Genomic DNA, 17,519 nt, shown 5'->3' with positions numbered 1-17,519 from the left:
TTCTTTTGGTCTTACCTCGTTGCGGATAGCTCTGATAGCAACGCCACTTGGTGATACCTCGAGCACATGCACCCTGACCCGAGGCTCCTGTGGAATGAGTATCTGGATTGTTATCATGTCCGGTCCCCTCGAATGGATGCGTTGAAGGATTGGGCGAGACACATCACCGCCCCATTCAGCGCGAGTTCCTTCGTGACATGCGTTGGAGCTCGGGAAAGCGCGTTGCTAACCGTGAAAGCAAGGAGGATGACCACCATCATGACCGGGACCGTCCTTTATCGGCTGATTATGGAGCTGGACGCCTAGTGCCCACTTCCACGCAAGCAAGAGGCTTTCGCAGCATGTTTGGGGTTACGTGCAGGTGGTGCCAATTGGTCAGCAGGTCCAGCGGTCACGAGACCATGTCTGGCACGACTGCCCAGCTAAGCTTGTATGTCAATTGACAACATTAAGAAGGGAAATTCACTCCTCGCGATAATACTCGTATCATGAACTGAAGGTTACATGAAACCTGACTCAATAACACCCTTGGTGGGCAAGCCAGTTAAGGACCTGTACGGCAGAAATGCAGGACTCGCGATCGGCTTCTCGATTGACACTTCGGGTGAGGTGAAATCCATAGGCGTGGATGAGGGAAAGGGTAAATTCGCGGAGTACCCCTCTTCTCGCCTGCTCACTGACAAAGATGGTTTTGTTGTCGTGCCGGCCTGGAAGATTGAAAGCGAGGTGCTCTCAAGAGAGCAGGAGATGGTCAAGAAAAGACTGCAGGCACTGACTGATCTCAGGAAGGAGGGCGAAATAAGTAAGGTGACGCATGACAGGATGTACCAGCAGTACGAGGAACAATTTGATAAGATTCAGATATCCTTCAGTGAGTTTGGCAAGAAGATCACCCAGAGAGTCAAGGAGCTCGAACAGCAAGAAGAGGTGTTGGAGGAGTTCCTTGTCAACATCAAAGTCTACTCACGCTCGGGGGAGATCGACGAAGCAGGGTACAAAGCCATGATGGAGATGTCGAACTCGATGACCGCGAGAGATGCACGCGAGAAAGAAGAGCTCAACAGGGTGCTGGATTCGATCTCAGAACTGATTGGTCGAGACGTGATGGGACCCGAGAGCGCTCCGGTTAGCATCAAGGCGACGATTAAGGCGACCGGCTCCTGAATTCACCTGTGTGATGGCATCGGGGATGGGCGACCCAAAGATGCCTATGAGGGTCCATAAGCGCGCTCAAACTTCCGCTGGGGGAGACCCTTGGTGAGACCCGATGTATAATGTCGCCCAGAAACCCTCCTCGGCCCGATACATCGACTTGGCTTCGTTCAAGCAGTTTCTGACCAACCTCTTCGATGCCGTCAGGTTTGCCAGCACCGCCGAGGCACTCAAACAGAGGGCGGCAACCGCCAGACTCGCAGGCGATAGCCAGGGAGCGAAGGTCGATGAATTTAGGATTGAAGTGAGCAGGGTCCTTGAACAGCTTAAGGTCGAGATACCGAGCAAGTACACAGAGCTAATGTCAGCCCAAGTAATGAGCGCGCTTGATGGTGCTATCGTGAACGCGAAGGCCAGGGTAAAGGCTGAAGTGGAAGCGGACGAAGAGGAGTTCAACTCTCACCTAGTCACTGAGCGGACGAAGGCAATCAGGAGCCTCGAAGCGTATTTCGCTTCTTCCCCTTTGCCAGTCACCGAAACCCTGTTGACCTTGCGGCTCGTTGACAAGGAGTACGAGGCGAGCCTAATGGAAAAGTGCGAAGGCGGAATCGAGTATCAGTTCTCACTTGACGCACAAGCTGAGGAGATTCTTGCGAAACCAGTTGGGTTTGGGCTCCTAAAGAAGGAACTCCGAATACCGATTGGATTTGCGAAGTCGCTGGTGAAGAGGAAGTCGGCACCTGTCTTTGAGAGGGTGGACCAATACATCATCAAGCGGGTTGAGCTTTCAGACACTTCGCTGGTCGTGGATCTTGATGGCGGGGAAGGGAAGAAACTCAACCTGATTCACTCTTGGTTAAATGAGCGAAAGTATGTGACCATAACCTATACGAACGCCCAAGGGACCGTCGAAGTCAGCGAGATGGAGACGCTCCGCAAACACCTGAAGACGAAACCAGTGGAGGCTGCCATGGAAAGCATCCTTGCCCTAATGATCGAGATGAAGCAGAGGAAGGTTTCGATTTCGAAGGTTCGTCTAGGGGCAACCGACGTCCTTCAGGAGTTGAATTGCTTCGACCTCCTGAGCGCAGTAGTCAAGGTGATGATTCCCAGGTTCCGGTCCCTAATCAACGCTCTTTACGGGAATTCGACCTTGGTCGATGAGACGTTGACCCTTGACTTCGTCAAAAATAGAATCAGGACCCTTGGCCCCCGGGCAGAGGAAGCGAGCGCGCTCCTCGGGTTCTCTAACATGAATTGAAAGAGATAGTAAAGAGCCCCGCCCTCGTGCCCATTTTGTGTGTAGTACGCTCCTCTTCTGAACACATTGAAATTGAATGTTGGGCTCTCTGAGGAGAGTATCGAGTTTGATATCAACGTCGGTACTGCCCGGAGACTGAGAGCGTGGCCCCTTTCTAGAGGAACTTGGTACAGGGCCCGAGTCGGATTCGCAAACAAGTATGTCGCGGGGCATGAAGACTAGGGTGTCGCCCGGACCGATAGCAAGTAGACCCTATTGTCCTGAACCCATGAATATCCTTCCCAGCCTTCCGATCAGAGACTGAGTGGGTGCCATTTGGAAGTACAAATCCAAGTTCAGAAGTTCTCGAGGAAAGTTCTGCCCCACTCCGAGCCTGACGAGGGGCCTGTTGGCACATTGAGCACCGACGCTCGCAAGGAATCTTGCGGAGTCTTCCGCCGAGCCTGACGAAGATCCGTGGAACGACATTATCTCCCCGCTGTCGACGTCCCTCGCAATCCAAAGATAGAATCCGCGCCCTCCTACGGTAACGTCCGCGCCGTCGATCGCAACTTCGCGGCGGTACTTCCTGGCCTCCTCGGGAAGACTGGTGAGCAAGGCCAAGTAGGCGTCCCTGGCGGCGATGTATGAAAGCCCTCCGACCATGCCCGCGACCTCCCGGTAGGAGTAGCCTGCGTTGCACAGCGCCGCTGCGAGCACCTTTTTCCCCGGGTCCATGCGGTTCCGGCGGAAGGCCCCGGTGGAGACAGCCCACTCTTTGAGTACCATCAGAAGTCCAAGCGGCTGGAGGGATGACATCTTGACCGTTAAGTTAGGGCCCGCTCGATGCTTTAGCAGACCGAGATGGATTATCTTAACAGAGTGGGTCGTTTGATATGACAAATTCTCTCCTGGACCGATATTACAGAATCCAGGAGGTGTAGACATAGGCGCCCGCAAGCGGGGCGAATACTAGAACCCAGAGCACGAAACTCCACCTGAAGACCTTAGCGCCGTCCAGAGGGCCGAGGGGGAGCATATTGAAGGCTGCAAGGAGGATGTTGATACGCACTCCGAGGTACCCGAGGAGTTGCCAAGTCCCCCCTCCAAAGTAGAAGACAGGAAGGAAAACAGCGGCGAGGGCGACGTTGGTCAGGGGCCCTGCCAGGGAGATCCACCCGTTTTGGACGCGGGAGATACTGATCCCAGAAATATAGGTGGCGCCCGGCGCGGCGATGATAACACCGAAGAGGGACGTAATGAGCGCGAGGTAGAGGCCCTGAAGCCACATCCTGAATTCAGCCCAGTAACCGTACCTCTGGGCGACGAACTTGTGGCTGAGTTCGTGGAGTACGAAACCCGACCCCACGGTGACTAGGGCAATCGGGAACAGGGCGATGATGTCCCCAAGTCCTAGACCTTGGCCTCCGAACAAGAATGTGAGTCCTACTCCGGAAAGAGCGAGGGAGAACGCGACCCCGAGGGCGAGCCAAGCTATGAGTATGTCTCTGACTTCTATCGCTGAGAAGACCCCTGTCCGCTGAGGCGGGGGAAGCGGCTGAGATGTGGCTGAATCCTGCCAGCTGAAGGTGGTCTGCGGGGGTGCGACTATGGTCCTCCTTTGAGACAGGTCTCCCTTGCACTGGTGCGCCTCAGGTAGCCTGTGGTCAGGACAGATGGCGCTTCCGCAATAGTTGCAAACAAACGGCAGGGCTTCCTCTTTCCCACAGAATTCGCAGTTCAACGGAACAAAGCACCCTGCAAGAAGTCGAATCGGCGGCCGATTCGTATTTCAATCTTGCTGAGTCTGGTTCGCCCTTCCCTAGGTCGGGCCCAGCTGTCCGGCTAATGCGATTTCAAGTGCTTCTGGGCAGTCTTTGAGACCATTTCCGCGAGTTCCCCCTCGTCCGGGCTCTCGACAACGGCAATGCTGTAGAGGTCTGAGAGTTTCCTTGCTTCTGGCGTGATGGAGGGCAGGGCACACAGAATGGCACGTTTCGCCCCCACGTCGTAGACCTTGATGTACAGAGACAGGATCCTTGTCTCGTCAATTGGACTCGATGAGAAGATGATATCCCCGACTACGTTCGCACCTTCGTTGGTCTTGGAGCCAAAGGAGAAAGAATGGCGAACCCCGGACCTGCCCACAACAGTGATGGGGCTTTCGAATGGCGCGCCAGGCTCATGCTCATTCAGTGATTGGACGATTTCTCGGGCTACACGGTCGGACTCAGAAGCCATCGCTGAGACCATCTAATAGGCACCTGATTCTTCTTCCAGGCGATCAGATCTCGTTCGACGAGATAATTCAACGCCCTCGGTGAGGAAGTGCCTCATTTCGGCCTCGCGTCGCTCAGTTCGAACTGACAGTAAGGCCCACCCCTAAACCGGCAGGTAGTCTCGACGCTCGTCATCGGGCGTTCTAGGATCGTCGAGGTAAAGCCCTGGATGTGACCTCTCCTGAAGGTGCAGGTCGTCCTGACATCGCTCTTGGTTGAGCATTCGAAGCATTCTGCTACTCTGATCCTGACCTTCCCATCAGTCCGACTCTTTAAGAGAGTACCAGCACCCCACCCTTCAGCCCCGAATACCGAACCGTACTTCGAGGGGTTCTTCTTGGCGAGCTCTGGACCCAGGATCTTTCTGAAGTACTCCGCCGTAAATCTACCCATCTCCACTCCTTCATTGAAGAGTATTGTTTCTCCTCCAGTCCCGAATGTCTTCACCAGCATCTCGAACATCTGCGACGTGCCCTTCCTTGGTGATAGCATGAAGGACTCGCTATCGATATCGATGCCAGTGTGAAACGAGTCGACGAGGAAGCCTTGTTGGCCTTGTCCGACCCATGACTCCTTAACCATCTTTGACCTTCCTAGGAGACGTTTCAGATTGGCAGTTGATTCTCTTTGAGAAAGAGATTGAGCAAAACCACTCCAGATCGCACTGCCATCACCAGTCGCGTAGCTCACGCTTCCAATGAGATTCACCCTGTCGCTAAGGAGCTCCAAGACACTGCTCAGGGCGCCGGGAACGTCCTTTAGAGTCACGACGACGTTGAAAAGCTTCTTACCTGGAGCATAATGATAGGCGAAAATACGTCGCTTGGCTTGTTTCATGTCTTAGTTGTACGATACACCACTTCGTCGGATTATTTAAGTCGGTAGAATAGAAGACAGCCTTACCCGTTCTTTCACCTTCCGATTCATATAGGTTTACCGGTTAGTCTACCTGGGCGTGGAGATTTTCTCGAGGACTTCGGCCAGTCTAGAGGCGGCCTGGTTCTTGTCAAGCGCTTCGACCACTATTATCTTGTAAAGACCTGCCAGCTTCTTGGCCTGAGGCATGAGGCTCGGAATCACACAGAGGATGGCGTTCTTGGCCCCAACGTCGTACACCTTGATGAAGAGGGAGAGAACTTTCGTCTCATCGACGGGATTGGAGCCGACGACGATATCACATGCTACTGTTGGCTTTCCTAGGTCGCCAAAGCCGAAGGCAAATGTGTGCACTATCCCTGACTTGCCAGTTACTACGAGTGGACGTGACAGAGGGCCAGGAGATGCGAGCTTGCTCAACAAATTACCTGCTTCTTCTGCTATGTAGCCGGGAACTCCCAAGCCTTCCTTGTCACGAAATTCGCCAGCAGAGTTCAGCATTATCGTCCCGATTCCCGGCATCCCCCCGAACTTCGCCAAAGGTACTATCGTCAAACTCTCCGCCCCGCCGCCAGGTTCAGACAAGTCATTTTATTCCTTCTCCGCGGGAGCACCATCTCTCAGAGGGGCAAGTGGGGAGGAGGGCTGCCTTTTTGGGACCGGATTCCCCATTCTCACATTGGAAACGGCAAGAAGCCCTAACTAGAGAAGGCGCTGAACTGGATTTCGGGGCAGAAGTTCTTCGCACTGAGGAACGTCTAGGGTCCATGTAATCAGGGGCTGGGTGAACCCCAGCTCCGCTGCCCCTCAATCTTGCAATGAGTGGAGGTTCCTACCTTATTGGAAGGCACTTGAAGTCAAGGTTGTCCGAGGTTTCGGACCTCTGGCCTTTTCCACCTGACCAACCTCAAGGGTGCGCCGCTGGTTGATCCCGAATATAGGACAGGGAGTCGTCCTTGAGCTCTGAGTTAAGTTTCTCATAGCTGGTTAGCGCCCCAACATCGTACCAAAGTCCAGTTGTGTAGTACGCAGCGACCTTGACCTTTCGCTTGAGGAGCTCGGGAACGAAGTCCGACATCAGGTCACCCCTCCCTTTTCCTGCGATTTCAAGGGCCGACCTCATCGCCCGCGGTCCGAGGGCCATGCAACCAGTGGTAATGCTGAGGTCTAGAGTAGGCTTCTCCTCCATGGCGACGACCCGACGGCCGCCCCTCACCGTGGCGACACCTATTGGCAAGGTGTATCCCCTCGACAGGACGAGGGTGGCATCTGCCTTCTCGTTGCTGTGGACCAAGACCAGCCTAGTAATGTCAAGGTCGGAGAGAATGTCTCCATAATACACTATCAGCACGTCGCACTTCGGTATGGATGCCCTACTTAGAGCTCCGGCAAGTGCGCTGAGGCTCCCTCTTTCTCCCTTCTTGTCCTTGGAATACGCTATCCTTGCTCCGAAGGCGGAACCCTCCTTGAAGTAATCCCTGATTTCCTTCATTCTGTAGCTCCCGAGCATGGTTATGTCGCGAATTCCGTGGTGGACCAAGAGCCTGACGATGTACTCGAGCAACGGGCGCCTTCGTTCTCCGATCGGGATCATTGTCTTCTGGAAGAAGTCTGTAAGAGGTCGCAGCCTCTCACCTCTTCCTCCACAGAGGACGGCTGCGGCGACCTTCGGCTTCACATTACCGGCGGAGGAGGCTCATTGCTTTAACCTTTGTAGGCGTTCGAATAGATTTTACCAATTTGTGAAGCACACACGTTGAAGGTGAATCTATTGTTGGACCGTTCTGGAGACGAAAGTGAATCGCGAAGCCAACCCAGGGGGCGCCGATCTGAAGGGGCGGCGAGGGACTCCTCTGTCTCGTCCTGGTTCTGGGGAGAACAGACTTTGAGTCGAAGGTTCGAGGGGCGTCAACGAAGGAGGAGCTTTGAACCTAGGGCTAAGCGAAGTGAGAGCATCCTCAGGCGCGTTCAGTACCTCTCATTCTGCGAGGACTCCACGTGCTATGAACTGGCAAGCTGGTGGATTGGGAGTCCGATAAGCGGGGACACCTACTGCTCCAGGCACACTCTGGAGTTCATGCGAGGAAGCTCCCACGGCTCTCATAGATGAGACCGGACTACCTGGAAAAAGGGAAATTCAGGGTCAGAGAAAAAGGAGAAAGCGATCCGCGGGGTTCGCCGCGGACCACCTAATCTTGCTATGGATGCTGGTCTACTTTGCAGCTGTTTGCGCCTGTCGGAAGAACGCAGTCGAGCTGTAGATTTGCTCCGTTCGAAGCGAAAATGTGGACGCCGTAGGGCTGTCCTGGTGCGGTGGAGGGGGTCAACACGACCGGCAAACCACCTAGTTTGATTATCCCAACGTATGTGAGGTTGATGCATTCGCCTGGAGCGAGGACTAGACCTCCATCCTGGTGTTCGCCGATCAGATCGTCGGTGACCAGGCTCAACTGGCCAAGGGCGCAGGAAGTGGAGGTTTGTGCCGAGGTTGGAGGAATGACTGGGACGAAGGCGACCACGTGCAAGAAGAAGTTCGGCCAGCACCGCGGCTGATCCTTGGCCGAATTATCAGTGACCTGGGGCGATTCGGTGTGGAGGGTGGTAGTGGTTGTCGTAGAAGACTCACTCCATGGGCAGCTGTTCCCCTGGGCCGTGAAGTTTCCAGAGACTCCGATTGCGTTTAGAGTGATTGATTGGCTCCCGGTGTTGTTAACCTGCACAGTCAGGGTAGTGCTAGAGGTCGAGGTAACGACCGATAATGTAAGGAGGTTTGCGCTGAGGTTCCCCTGGGCGCTGTCCAAGTCCTTCGTATCGCTTGAAGTGAGCCTATGCTCCCATCCGATTTGGCTCTCGCCCGCGCCTTCAGACTGTCTGAGGACGCCCACGGACGAGGGGATCATGTTGTAGACCGATCCGGTGTACACCACAACTGGGTTCAATTGCAGTAGGACTTTGTTAGTTCCGTGGAGCTGGTGGTTCCCCGCCACTGCGACGGTGAAGCTTGTCCCAGAGGCTAGAGAGACAGAGGGATAGGGCTTTGTCCCGTTGATATCAATCACAATCCCCGAGACATGGAATGTAACCGAGTAAATGACCGACCCGTCAGGAAGGCTGATTGAGCCGATTGTCTGAGATATGTTCTGGAGTCTCAAGAGGTCGAGGGTCGCAGAAGTTGAGTTAGTGATTGTCTTCGGGGTTACCTGATTGTCGACTCCTGTTGGCTCGCCGACCAAGAAGTCAAGAGAGGAGTAGGTCATGTTCAACCACAAAGTCCCAACGGGGACATGCGGTGGATCCGTGAGTTGGATGACCAGAAGTGACTTGGGACCTTGGATTGAGCTAGAGCTCGAACTCGGCAGGACTGAAGAGCCTGCGAGGAATGAAGAGGTTGCAATGATAGCAAGGGCCAGCACCGCCGCTGCGGCGCCGTACCTGATCGTATTCCGTTTGACTGACATCTTATTCGGCCAGCCTACGACCGAAGGGGAGATAATCCTAGGCTTTTGAATGTCTGACGAGGCCCGGAGGGCTGGGTTTCAAGGGTCTTGAAAGCCTTCGTCTCATGCAGGCGAGCACGAGAAGGACTCCGATTCAGGGAAATACCAGAAGCGGAGCTCAGTAGCTTAGCAGATCCGGGGTGGTGCTACCCCGCCAGACCTAGGTCATAGCTTCCCCCCAGGGGCCTCCGAGCCACGCGTCCCTCTTGATGCAAAGCTGACCGCTCTTTGTCGAAGGCTTCGTGTTTCTGAAGCATAAAGGAGATTCTCCTTCAGGGTCCTGTGAGTGCGCGCACCCTCAACTTTCAACTAACCCTCCAAAACATGGTCCAAAGCGCTCGTGATTGATCTTCTTCGTGCGAACACCTTCCTTATGGGCAATCTATTCCTTCGAAGCATCTCGGATTCGCGCACGATGGGAGAACTTGTTTCGAACTTCAGGTGAGATTGGTTGCTCAGCGACGAATTCTAGATCCTTCTTCCATGACTTGATGACGATATCCCATCGTGTGACAACGCGGTTCTTGCTCGTGACAAGACACTCGTCAGATCCCTGAGTCAGCAAGCTCGCGGCATCCAGTAATGATGCCTCACTTGGAACGGAGGTCGCCTCTCTCTTTGGAATTTGATTGACCCGGAGATCAAGCCACTTCCCTGGGGAGTCTCTCGCGACCTTGAGCATGTATGGGCTAAAGAGGAGCGCGAGGATGGACCGATCCGAGATATATTTCCGGGGCTCGTCGTCAAGGAACAGGCGCCTGACCTTTCCTTCAAACATGAGTTGGAGAGCGTCTGCTAACGTCGTATCGCGCGAAGTGGTAATCGGCTCGCTCGAAATCGAACTTATCCTGACTTCTGAGGTCAGCACTCCCATCCTTATGAGGTTGACCACATCCTCCAAGGTAATCAGGGTGTGAATTTGCCGTTTTGACACTCTGGCAGCCCCGAATCCAGTAGCTTCGAAGACGGATAGGAGCCTATCAAAAGGGCTATCCGACGAGACGGACCCTATCCAGACGAGCGAGTCACGCGTTGGCGTCCACAGGAATTGGTATGCGTTCTCAGGCGGAAGAATGAGTATGCTCTGGAGCACAGCATAGCTCCCGAACGCGCCGTAGAGCCTGATTCCAGACTTGCCTTTTCGGGCGAGTTCATTCCTCTGCACAGGGAGCATCTGAATGTCTGACACGTGGAGCAGCGATCCGGAGTAAATCAGAGGAGAGTTGGGGTCTGTGGTTGTTCTCGGCATCTTGAACAGGTCTGGAAGGACGGTCGAGATTAGCGCCTGTAAGCGCCGCAATAGGCCGAATTGCGAGCCTTGGTGGCTTTTAAGCATGAAGTCTAGGTCGACAACGACACGGATCGGGTCTGTCCCCACGGGCGGGCTTTTTGAAACAAGGGTTGTCCGCCTGCGCCCTTGTCGGGCCCTATCGGCCCCGCCGAGCCCAACGGCCTTGACCCAAGGACGGGGTCTCTCCTTAAATCGACGCCCGGACGAGTCACAATTGGTTGTCGAGTTCCAAAGGTTGTGAAGTTTGCGGGGGAAAAGTGAGACCCATAGACGACTCGAGCCTCTTTGGGTATTGCGACAATTGCGGAATAGTCTATGCCCTCAAAGAAAGACTGCAAGCGCGACCAGGGAATAACCCGCCAAGTGATGTCGAATTGGGGTTTGGCAAAGAGCCAAAGAAACCGGACTGGCCTAGGAGAACAGTTTCCATCGACACCCATAGTCCCCCAAAACCCCTGAATTCGCACTGGAAGTGCCCCGACTGCGGTGCGGAGCTGGATTCGGCGGATGACTCTGACCTGGAGTTCGCCAAAAGGGAACACGTTCGCGAGTATCACCCGAACAGGTCGCCCGGCTAAGACAAGATTGAGGTTGTCCGCAGGCAACTTCCTTAGAAACGGACCTCCCTGCCCCCACGCGAACTGATGGATTCGTACAGCAAGCCCTTTCCGGTCCGCTTTCATTTGATTTCGGATGCATTTCAGCCCGCAACAAGGTTATGGTCAGGAGGGGCTAGCATCCAGGTAGGTCCTTCAGTCCACGTTCGCAAAGACTTTTCAGCCCTCCATTCCCATTGGTCATTGAATGACGGGACAGGAGGAACCCCATAGGCCGTACGCCTACCATCTCTGGATCAAGGCGAAAGACCCGAGCGAACCAAGGCCTCCAGAGCAACCCCTCGACGAGACCCTTCTTGCCATTAGGTCGACCTTGATTGAGTTGACTGAGGGATGCGAAATTCGCGAGCGCTCGACGGGGCTCTACTGCGTGAAGCATGAGCGGCCGGTGGAGAAGGACAGGATTAGGTGCGATTTTCTTGTACGACGTGAGCGCCGAGAAGGGAAAGAAGACCCCTCGAAAGCCCAAATTCAAGAGTACGTCAATGAGATCCTTGGGATTAGAGATGACAGAACCGTCAAACGTCTGACCGGGTTGCGCTGACCGTGGAGGCTCGGTGCGGTTGGGCCGAAATGGGCAGACACCCTCCACCCTCCCCTCGCACGCGCTAAGCGGGGCCCGATGAGCTAAGACCTGTCATAGGTTCGAATTCTCTTGATCTTGCAAAAGGGTTGCAGGCCGGAGGGTCGGCCCAGCCGGAAAGCGTAGGGTCAAGAGGCAATAGTCGGCCTTGGCTCAGGTCCACGAGGTCAACCGCCTCCAGACCTTGACCGTTTCGTACCAGAACGCGGCCACAAGGGCCACCGAGGCACCCGCGAGAAGCGGGACGTAGGAAGAGGAGTAGAAGGACGCGAACGCAAGGAAGCCTATGACCCCGGTGAAGAGCACAGAGAAGAAGAAGAGCTGAGGAAAAACGACTGCCCCAATCCGGACGTATCCCTCGAGGATCTCATTAGTGGAGTCCTTGACTACTCCGTACTTTCCCTTCTCGTCCTGGGAGACATAGCCTGCCTCAACCAGCTTTCCCAGGTGGTAGGAGGCGAGAGAAGGGGTCGAGAACCCCAGGGACTTTTGGACGTCCCTGAGTTCTGAGTTCCCCGTATGCAGGAGGTAGAGATACACCCTCAGAGTGTTCCCCTTGACTTCGCGAGTCGTCTTCCCGGCGGGCTGGCCCATTGTCTCAGCGCCCCTAGCGCACGGCTATTTGCTTTCTGGAGCCCTAATCCCAGTTGGGGCCCACGGGAACGACCTGCGCAATTCGTGAAGTCTTTCTTCCCGCAAATCCCTCTTTGAAAGGAGGTCGAGCTCAACCACAATCGATGTCTGCCGTCCGCGTAACGTTCGTTCGACCAGCTCCATCACGTGCTCCTCCCTGTCATATTTCAGATCAACGACACAGCTTCGGCCCGGGATTCTAGGAGGGGCGAAAATGTTCGGAGCCACGATAGGGATTCGGTTCTCGAGAGCACGAGCCCTCAAATAGATTAGCCAAGGTTCGATTCCCTTTGCGGATATCAGGGACGGGACCAAGAGCAGTTCGGCTCCCCCCAGAGTCACCTCTCTTGCTGTCTCGGGGAAGACAACGTCGTGGCAGACCAGGACGGCAACCTTGAAGCCGTCGATGGTCATGATGTCGAATCGCGAACCCGGGAGGGCTCTTTGTTTCTCTCTCCGATACAGATGTATCTTGTCCTGACGGGAGAGGACGTGTCCCTCCGGCGACAGGGTCGTGCTTGTCATATACGTTTCAACGCCCCTCTGCTCGAAGTTGGCACCCATGTTGATGAAAGCATCGAGCTCCCTGGCCAGTGCTGAGAACCGGCGCATGACTCCGTCGTCCTCTTTGAGGACCCTTGAAAGCAGCCAGTGTTCCGGCAGGCAGATTAGTCTGCCACCCCTCCTCGATGCCTGTCGCACTAGGCGCTCAGCCTCTGCCACGGTCTTGTCTGGTCGGCCCCTGTACAGTCCGAGCTGGACTGCCGCGACCCTTAGCCCTCGCAAGCTGCTGGTAGGCCCGGAGCGTGCCTATTCTGCATTTCTGAGAGACCCCTCAGCAAGGCTAATACTCGGCCATTGGGACGAATCGCGAGCATGGAAAAGAGACAGGGGCGTGATCCCCTCAAGGACATAAGATCGTCGCGCGGGAAGGAATTGGCCGGTAGGAAGATTGTTCTCTGCGTGACCGGGAGCGTCGCGTCGATCGAGGTCCCCTCGCTCGCAAGAGAGCTAATGCGCCACGGCGCTGAGGTGACTGCGGTCATGTCGGAATCGGCTGAGAGGCTGGTGAGGCCGGAGACGCTAGAGTGGGCGACCGGAAACCCGGTCGTGAGAAAACTGACTGGCGGGACCGAACATGTCAGGCTCGCCGGCGATTGGAAGGGGAAGGCCGACCTGGTTCTTGTAGCACCATGCACTGCGAACACGATATCTAAGATAGCCCTTGGCATAGACGATACTCCGGTCACGACCATCGCGTCAATGGCCCTGGGCGGGGGCATACCTCTGGTGGTCTGTCCTGCCGCGCACGAACCGATGTACAGGAACCCCGCGGTGACAGCGAACCTGGAGCGTCTGAAGGAGCAAGGGGTGGTGTTCGTCGGGCCGCGGTTCGAGGAAGGGAAGGCGAAGATGGCGACTGTGGGCGAAATTGTGGATGCTTCGATACGCAGGCTGGCGACCCGGGACCTGAGTGGTAGGAAGTTCATAGTTACGGGAGGTCCCACGGCAGAGTTTATCGACCCGGTCAGGGTCATCACCAACCTCAGTTCTGGTAAGATGGGGCTCGCACTTGCGAGGGAGGTATGGCTGAGGGGGGCAGACGTGTCTTACATCTTTGGCGGGGGGCTCCCTCCTCCCGAGTTCATCAAGTCGAAGAAGGTCGTGACGACATCGGAGATGCGGGACGCGGTAATCAACGAGCTGGAGGGGGGGCAATGTGATGCCTTCATAATGGCCGCAGCGCCGGCAGATTTCACGCCAGAATCACAGGCCAAGAGCAAGATTCACACGAGGGAAGGGATCTTTGTTCTCAAGCTCAGGCCTAGCCAGAAAATAATCGACGAGGTCAGGGAGGGATGGCCGGAACTCTTCCTGGTTGCGTTCAAGGCTGAGACGGCACCTTCCAGGGGAGACTTGGCGAAGGCGGCGAAGCGATTCATGAAGGAATCGGGCGTAAACATGGTCGTTGCGAACGACGTCAGCGGTGGGAAGGTTTTCGCTGCGGATACCAACAGCGTGCTGATCCTCCACGGCAAAGGTAGGAGAATTGTGGGCGAACGCTCGAAAAGCGAGATAGCCAGAACTGTCGTTGACGAAGTAGCGAAGAAGATGTGATTTCTGCCCTACATCAGTTAGGGACTCGGTCTTTGGTTAGGAACTCCTCTTCGAGTGAAGCGGTAGGACTGACCATTCTGGATGTTTACGGAGCGTGAGTCTATTTGGACTTTGGAGGATGGTTTCTGACAGCGTTGACGTGTGGGGGGGAGGTTAGAGATAGATCAGGATGCTCACGACAGCCGACAGGACCAGAAGGAGCATTGCCAGGATACTCAACGCTCTTCTCCACCGCTTGCTCAAGTTGTCCGATCGTTTGTAATCTGGAGGAACTTAAGCCTCTTGTTATGGCAAACGCCCTTCGTCCGGGGGTTCTCATTCTCGTGGGGGGGGAAAATGGACTTCCAGGCAACGCTGGATAGGTCAGTTCAAGATGGACTAGAAAGCTAGAGCAGTACTCCCTAAAGGTATTATGGACCAGACCCCTTCAATAGATGGCAAGGCATGGAAACAACTAGGGTTCATAACTTCAGGACTCTCAATCAACCTTCGAACCTAGAACAAGCCATGCAACTGATCCAGCGACCTGAAGCCCCTCAACCGATTCCGATGCGTTGTGCTATCCATCAAGTCGAGATGAACTACATGCGGCACAATACTTACTTCTGCCCCCTTTGTCTGGGCCTAATGTAAGATCTGAGAGTAGATCCGGTCGCAAATTCGGGGACATCTTGTCAAAGTAGCGGACCCCCGTTACGCTCAGTTCTTCGAGAAAGCGAACCTTCGTCCCTAATACAAGATAGACGACCCAAGGCCGTGGATTCGCAGACTCAGCCGACCTGACGCGACCATTCAATCCGCGAAGCCATCTGTTCAAACCGTTTTATATCATCCAAAAGGGATTCCAGCGATGCCTGAGGACGCATCGTACTGCCACAGGTGCGGGACTCGGCTGCCAGCCGGTGCCACATTCTGTCCTAAGTGCGGCGCTTCTGTCATTTCGGGCGCAGCTCCGACGACGGGACCTCAACAGCCTCGTAGGGCCATGTATGGAGAAAAGGGCGAGAAACACGAGAAGCACGAGAAGAACGAGAAAGGTGAGAAAGGGGCAGGGAGTAGCATGCTTGGCGCCTCCGTGGGCGGTTCCATTCTGATCTGGCTCGGCGTGACATTCTTCCTTGAGCAGAACGGTTACCTTGGGAGCAACATCTGGTGGGCCTACTTCGTTTCCGGGCTGGGACTGATATTGATACTTCGGGGGGCCGTTCTCTATTCACAAGGACACCGCGGGCTTGGTTCGCTGATCGGAGGAGCCGTCATCACATTCATTGGCCTCAGCGCCATCGCTGACAGCCAACTTAACCTCTCGACGCGGTTTTGGCCACTGTTCTTGGTTGCGCTAGGATTGTTTGTTGTTTTCGCCGCGCTGGCTTCCCGCCGAAGGGTGCCAGCTCCCTAGCGTCTCAACGCCACGACATTGAACAGCAGGTGCTCGATTCTGGTGAGAATGCGGTTCCTCCCGAACACCCTGAAGTAGCCCTTTCCTAGAGACTCGATTAGGTCGCCCATATCGTACCTGGGGAGCATCGGTGTGGAGACCACCAGCCTTCCCCACTGGTTTCGTTGGAGGTCGTGGAGCATCTTGATGCCTCTTCCAGTCACAACCTCGAATAGGTACCCATCGTAGTTAGGGGAGACGTATGGGCTTCCGTCTAGCTGCTGGGCAAAGACCCCCTCGGTAGCTGTGTACATCTCCATGACGGGAGACGGGCCGTAGTGGTAGTGCAGAGTCGGCTCATACTTCGTGTGAATCTTGGCTACGCTGGTGCAAAAGAGGGCCCGGGGTTTCCATAGGTCTCTGAGCCGTACTCCGTGCTTCTTTCTGACGAAAGTTGCGAATGCGAGCATGACGGGGGTGACCCCGATAAGGCTCCCCACGTCCTCCCCCTTCGCGCGCTGGTAAACCAGCTCGAACCGCTTCGCCCAGTCACCCTTCGAGATCCCTCCCCCGAGGGAGTCGATTTCCTCCTGCCTCGGGAGTAGCCTGGCCCCGAGGAGCTCAGGGTAAAGGCGGGCGTAGGTTCCTGAGCTGTATCCGTAGGCCTCCTTGCCCGCTGTTGTCTCGAACTCGTGCACTTCGGATGGAAAGTTCAGGTTTAGAACAGGTGTCTCGAGGACTTGCGGGTTCCCCCTAGCTGCAAAGTTGACGACGGCCCTGGCCCCCAGAGAAAGGACCAGAGACAGGTGAGTTTCAGTTGTCGGAATGACTTTCGAGGCGCCCGTCGAGCCCCTCGTCATCACCCACTTCCTCACCGGCTCGGGGAGGAGAGCTTTGTGATCTCCGAGCTTTACCCTCCTGATGTACGGTGAGAGGCTAGCGTAGTTCGAGATCGGGAAGGATGTTTGAAACTTTTCGATTCCATCGGCGGCATCCGCCCCGTGGTCTCTTCCGTACTCCGTTTGTGAGTACCCTCTCACGAGTTCCTTGAGGACCTTCTCCTGCTCGCCTGCCGGGTTGGCAAGGGACGCATACCAGGGGTCGACAATCTGCCGAAGGATAGAGGAGCTCGAATCGGCCCCATCGGTTTCATCCGGACTAGTGCTCAAACGCTTGTTTTGGTAGGCGTCGCGGGACATAATATGCGATTAACGCGTTGGCGACTATCACGACCCCAAGCCCGACGAAGAAGGTCAGCACGAGTGCACTCCCCGCGATTGTTCCCGCGTAGTACTGCGAGAACACGCTGGCGATGTAGAAGGCGAACAGAGCCCCGACGACGCTCCTCATCGGCCTCGAGATGGAATTGGTGAAGGCGAACCTCAGCCCCGCGCTCACCAGGCCCCAGATGCCGCATAGGGTGAAGAAGTAGATGACGACTTGGCCAAGAGCGTATCCGGGAAGGAATGGGTAACCGACCGTACCCCAGCCGATGAAGTACCTGTTCATGAGGGTGAACGCGTTTGGGTACTGGCTTATCGTCAGCCCGATGATTATGAGGAACCCGAAGGCGCTGACCGCTCCCCACCATCCATCGGTGGTTCCCCTATCGGGCCTCCACCGTCGCTCCCAATTCCATCCCTGCCCTGCCATATTTGATGGCGCCCCGACACTTTCCCCGCAGTTGTGACAGAAGGCTGCGTCAGGGACGAGCTCCTTGCCGCACTTCGGGCAGAACATACGGTTTGCATGCGGTGGAGCGCCTGCTTTAGCTATGTCCCCTAAGCCGGTCTGCACTGCAGCCGCTCCTATAAAGCCGAAGTTTGATGCTTGGGGCTACACCGCCAGCAGGGTC

At 55.5% G+C, this 17,519-nt stretch carries 18 protein-coding genes; 6 read left to right on the top strand and 12 right to left on the bottom strand.

What is annotated here, in order from left to right:
* Positions 1–141: 141 nt before the first annotated feature.
* The 3 genes from OK438_01415 (at position 142) to OK438_01405 (ending at position 2,413) form a co-directional block, all read left to right on the top strand.
* Positions 142–306: a hypothetical protein gene (locus OK438_01415; protein ID MDA4124098.1), complete on the top strand. Its 165-nt coding sequence runs from the start codon at positions 142–144 to the stop codon at positions 304–306.
* A gap of 198 nt (positions 307–504) precedes the next feature.
* Positions 505–1,164 carry a CdvA-like protein gene (locus tag OK438_01410; protein MDA4124097.1) on the top strand — a complete coding sequence of 220 codons (660 nt, stop codon included), beginning with the start codon at positions 505–507 and terminating at the stop codon, positions 1,162–1,164.
* 103 nt (positions 1,165–1,267) lie between these two features.
* Complete coding sequence (locus tag OK438_01405; GenBank protein ID MDA4124096.1) at positions 1,268–2,413, top strand: hypothetical protein; 1,146 nt, start codon at positions 1,268–1,270, stop codon at positions 2,411–2,413.
* 252 nt (positions 2,414–2,665) lie between these two features.
* Here the strand turns inward: OK438_01405 and OK438_01400 are convergent, their stop codons facing one another.
* The 8 genes from OK438_01400 to OK438_01365 form a co-directional block, all read right to left on the bottom strand.
* Positions 2,666–3,211, bottom strand: coding sequence for a hypothetical protein (locus OK438_01400; GenBank protein ID MDA4124095.1), 546 nt, complete (start codon positions 3,209–3,211; stop codon positions 2,666–2,668).
* A gap of 103 nt (positions 3,212–3,314) precedes the next feature.
* The gene (locus tag OK438_01395; GenBank protein MDA4124094.1) at positions 3,315–4,136 is read right to left on the bottom strand and encodes a hypothetical protein; all 822 of its coding nucleotides are present in this window, start codon (positions 4,134–4,136) and stop codon (positions 3,315–3,317) included.
* A 101-nt stretch (positions 4,137–4,237) separates the two neighbouring features.
* A complete protein-coding gene (locus tag OK438_01390; protein MDA4124093.1) occupies positions 4,238–4,645 on the bottom strand; it encodes a hypothetical protein in 408 nt (135 codons plus the stop codon).
* 80 nt (positions 4,646–4,725) lie between these two features.
* A complete protein-coding gene (locus OK438_01385) occupies positions 4,726–5,508 on the bottom strand; it encodes a hypothetical protein (GenBank protein MDA4124092.1) in 783 nt (260 codons plus the stop codon).
* A gap of 108 nt (positions 5,509–5,616) precedes the next feature.
* A complete protein-coding gene (locus tag OK438_01380) occupies positions 5,617–6,102 on the bottom strand; it encodes a hypothetical protein (GenBank protein ID MDA4124091.1) in 486 nt (161 codons plus the stop codon).
* A gap of 352 nt (positions 6,103–6,454) precedes the next feature.
* Positions 6,455–7,225 (bottom strand): nucleotidyltransferase family protein, encoded by a 771-nt coding sequence (locus OK438_01375; protein ID MDA4124090.1) that lies wholly within the window; start codon positions 7,223–7,225, stop codon positions 6,455–6,457.
* Between the two features lie 520 nt (positions 7,226–7,745).
* Positions 7,746–9,005 (bottom strand): DUF4382 domain-containing protein, encoded by a 1,260-nt coding sequence (locus tag OK438_01370; GenBank protein MDA4124089.1) that lies wholly within the window; start codon positions 9,003–9,005, stop codon positions 7,746–7,748.
* 421 nt (positions 9,006–9,426) lie between these two features.
* Positions 9,427–10,344 (bottom strand): CBS domain-containing protein, encoded by a 918-nt coding sequence (locus OK438_01365; GenBank protein MDA4124088.1) that lies wholly within the window; start codon positions 10,342–10,344, stop codon positions 9,427–9,429.
* Between the two features lie 795 nt (positions 10,345–11,139).
* Here OK438_01365 and OK438_01360 point away from each other — a divergent pair.
* Positions 11,140–11,496, top strand: coding sequence for a hypothetical protein (locus tag OK438_01360; GenBank protein ID MDA4124087.1), 357 nt, complete (start codon positions 11,140–11,142; stop codon positions 11,494–11,496).
* 192 nt (positions 11,497–11,688) lie between these two features.
* On the opposite strand, the gene OK438_01355 is transcribed toward OK438_01360, so the two are convergent.
* Together OK438_01355 and OK438_01350 are read right to left on the bottom strand one after the other, a co-directional pair.
* Complete coding sequence (locus OK438_01355; protein MDA4124086.1) at positions 11,689–12,129, bottom strand: winged helix-turn-helix domain-containing protein; 441 nt, start codon at positions 12,127–12,129, stop codon at positions 11,689–11,691.
* A 24-nt stretch (positions 12,130–12,153) separates the two neighbouring features.
* Positions 12,154–12,954, bottom strand: coding sequence for a carbon-nitrogen hydrolase family protein (locus OK438_01350; GenBank protein MDA4124085.1), 801 nt, complete (start codon positions 12,952–12,954; stop codon positions 12,154–12,156).
* Positions 12,955–13,044: 90 nt separating this feature from the next.
* Here OK438_01350 and coaBC point away from each other — a divergent pair, with 90 nt between their 5' ends.
* Both coaBC and OK438_01340 read left to right on the top strand, forming a co-directional pair.
* Complete coding sequence (gene coaBC, locus OK438_01345; protein ID MDA4124084.1) at positions 13,045–14,286, top strand: bifunctional phosphopantothenoylcysteine decarboxylase/phosphopantothenate--cysteine ligase CoaBC; 1,242 nt, start codon at positions 13,045–13,047, stop codon at positions 14,284–14,286.
* Positions 14,287–15,136: 850 nt separating this feature from the next.
* Positions 15,137–15,685 (top strand): zinc-ribbon domain-containing protein, encoded by a 549-nt coding sequence (locus tag OK438_01340; GenBank protein ID MDA4124083.1) that lies wholly within the window; start codon positions 15,137–15,139, stop codon positions 15,683–15,685.
* Here OK438_01340 and OK438_01335 read toward each other — a convergent pair.
* Complete coding sequence (locus OK438_01335; protein ID MDA4124082.1) at positions 15,682–16,833, bottom strand: GH3 auxin-responsive promoter family protein; 1,152 nt, start codon at positions 16,831–16,833, stop codon at positions 15,682–15,684. The genes OK438_01340 and OK438_01335 overlap by 4 nt on opposite strands.
* Entirely contained in the window at positions 16,823–17,404 is a 582-nt protein-coding gene (locus OK438_01330; GenBank protein ID MDA4124081.1) for a zinc ribbon domain-containing protein, read from the bottom strand. Before OK438_01330 ends, OK438_01335 begins: the two co-directional genes overlap by 11 nt.
* Positions 17,405–17,519 lie beyond the last annotated feature (115 nt).

Source organism: Nitrososphaerota archaeon, assembly GCA_027887005.1.
In the GTDB taxonomy this organism is placed as follows: Archaea; Thermoproteota; Nitrososphaeria; order Nitrososphaerales; family Gagatemarchaeaceae; genus UBA183.
Note: the sequence above shows the minus strand (reverse complement) of the source record. Positions and strands in the feature narration are given on the sequence as shown.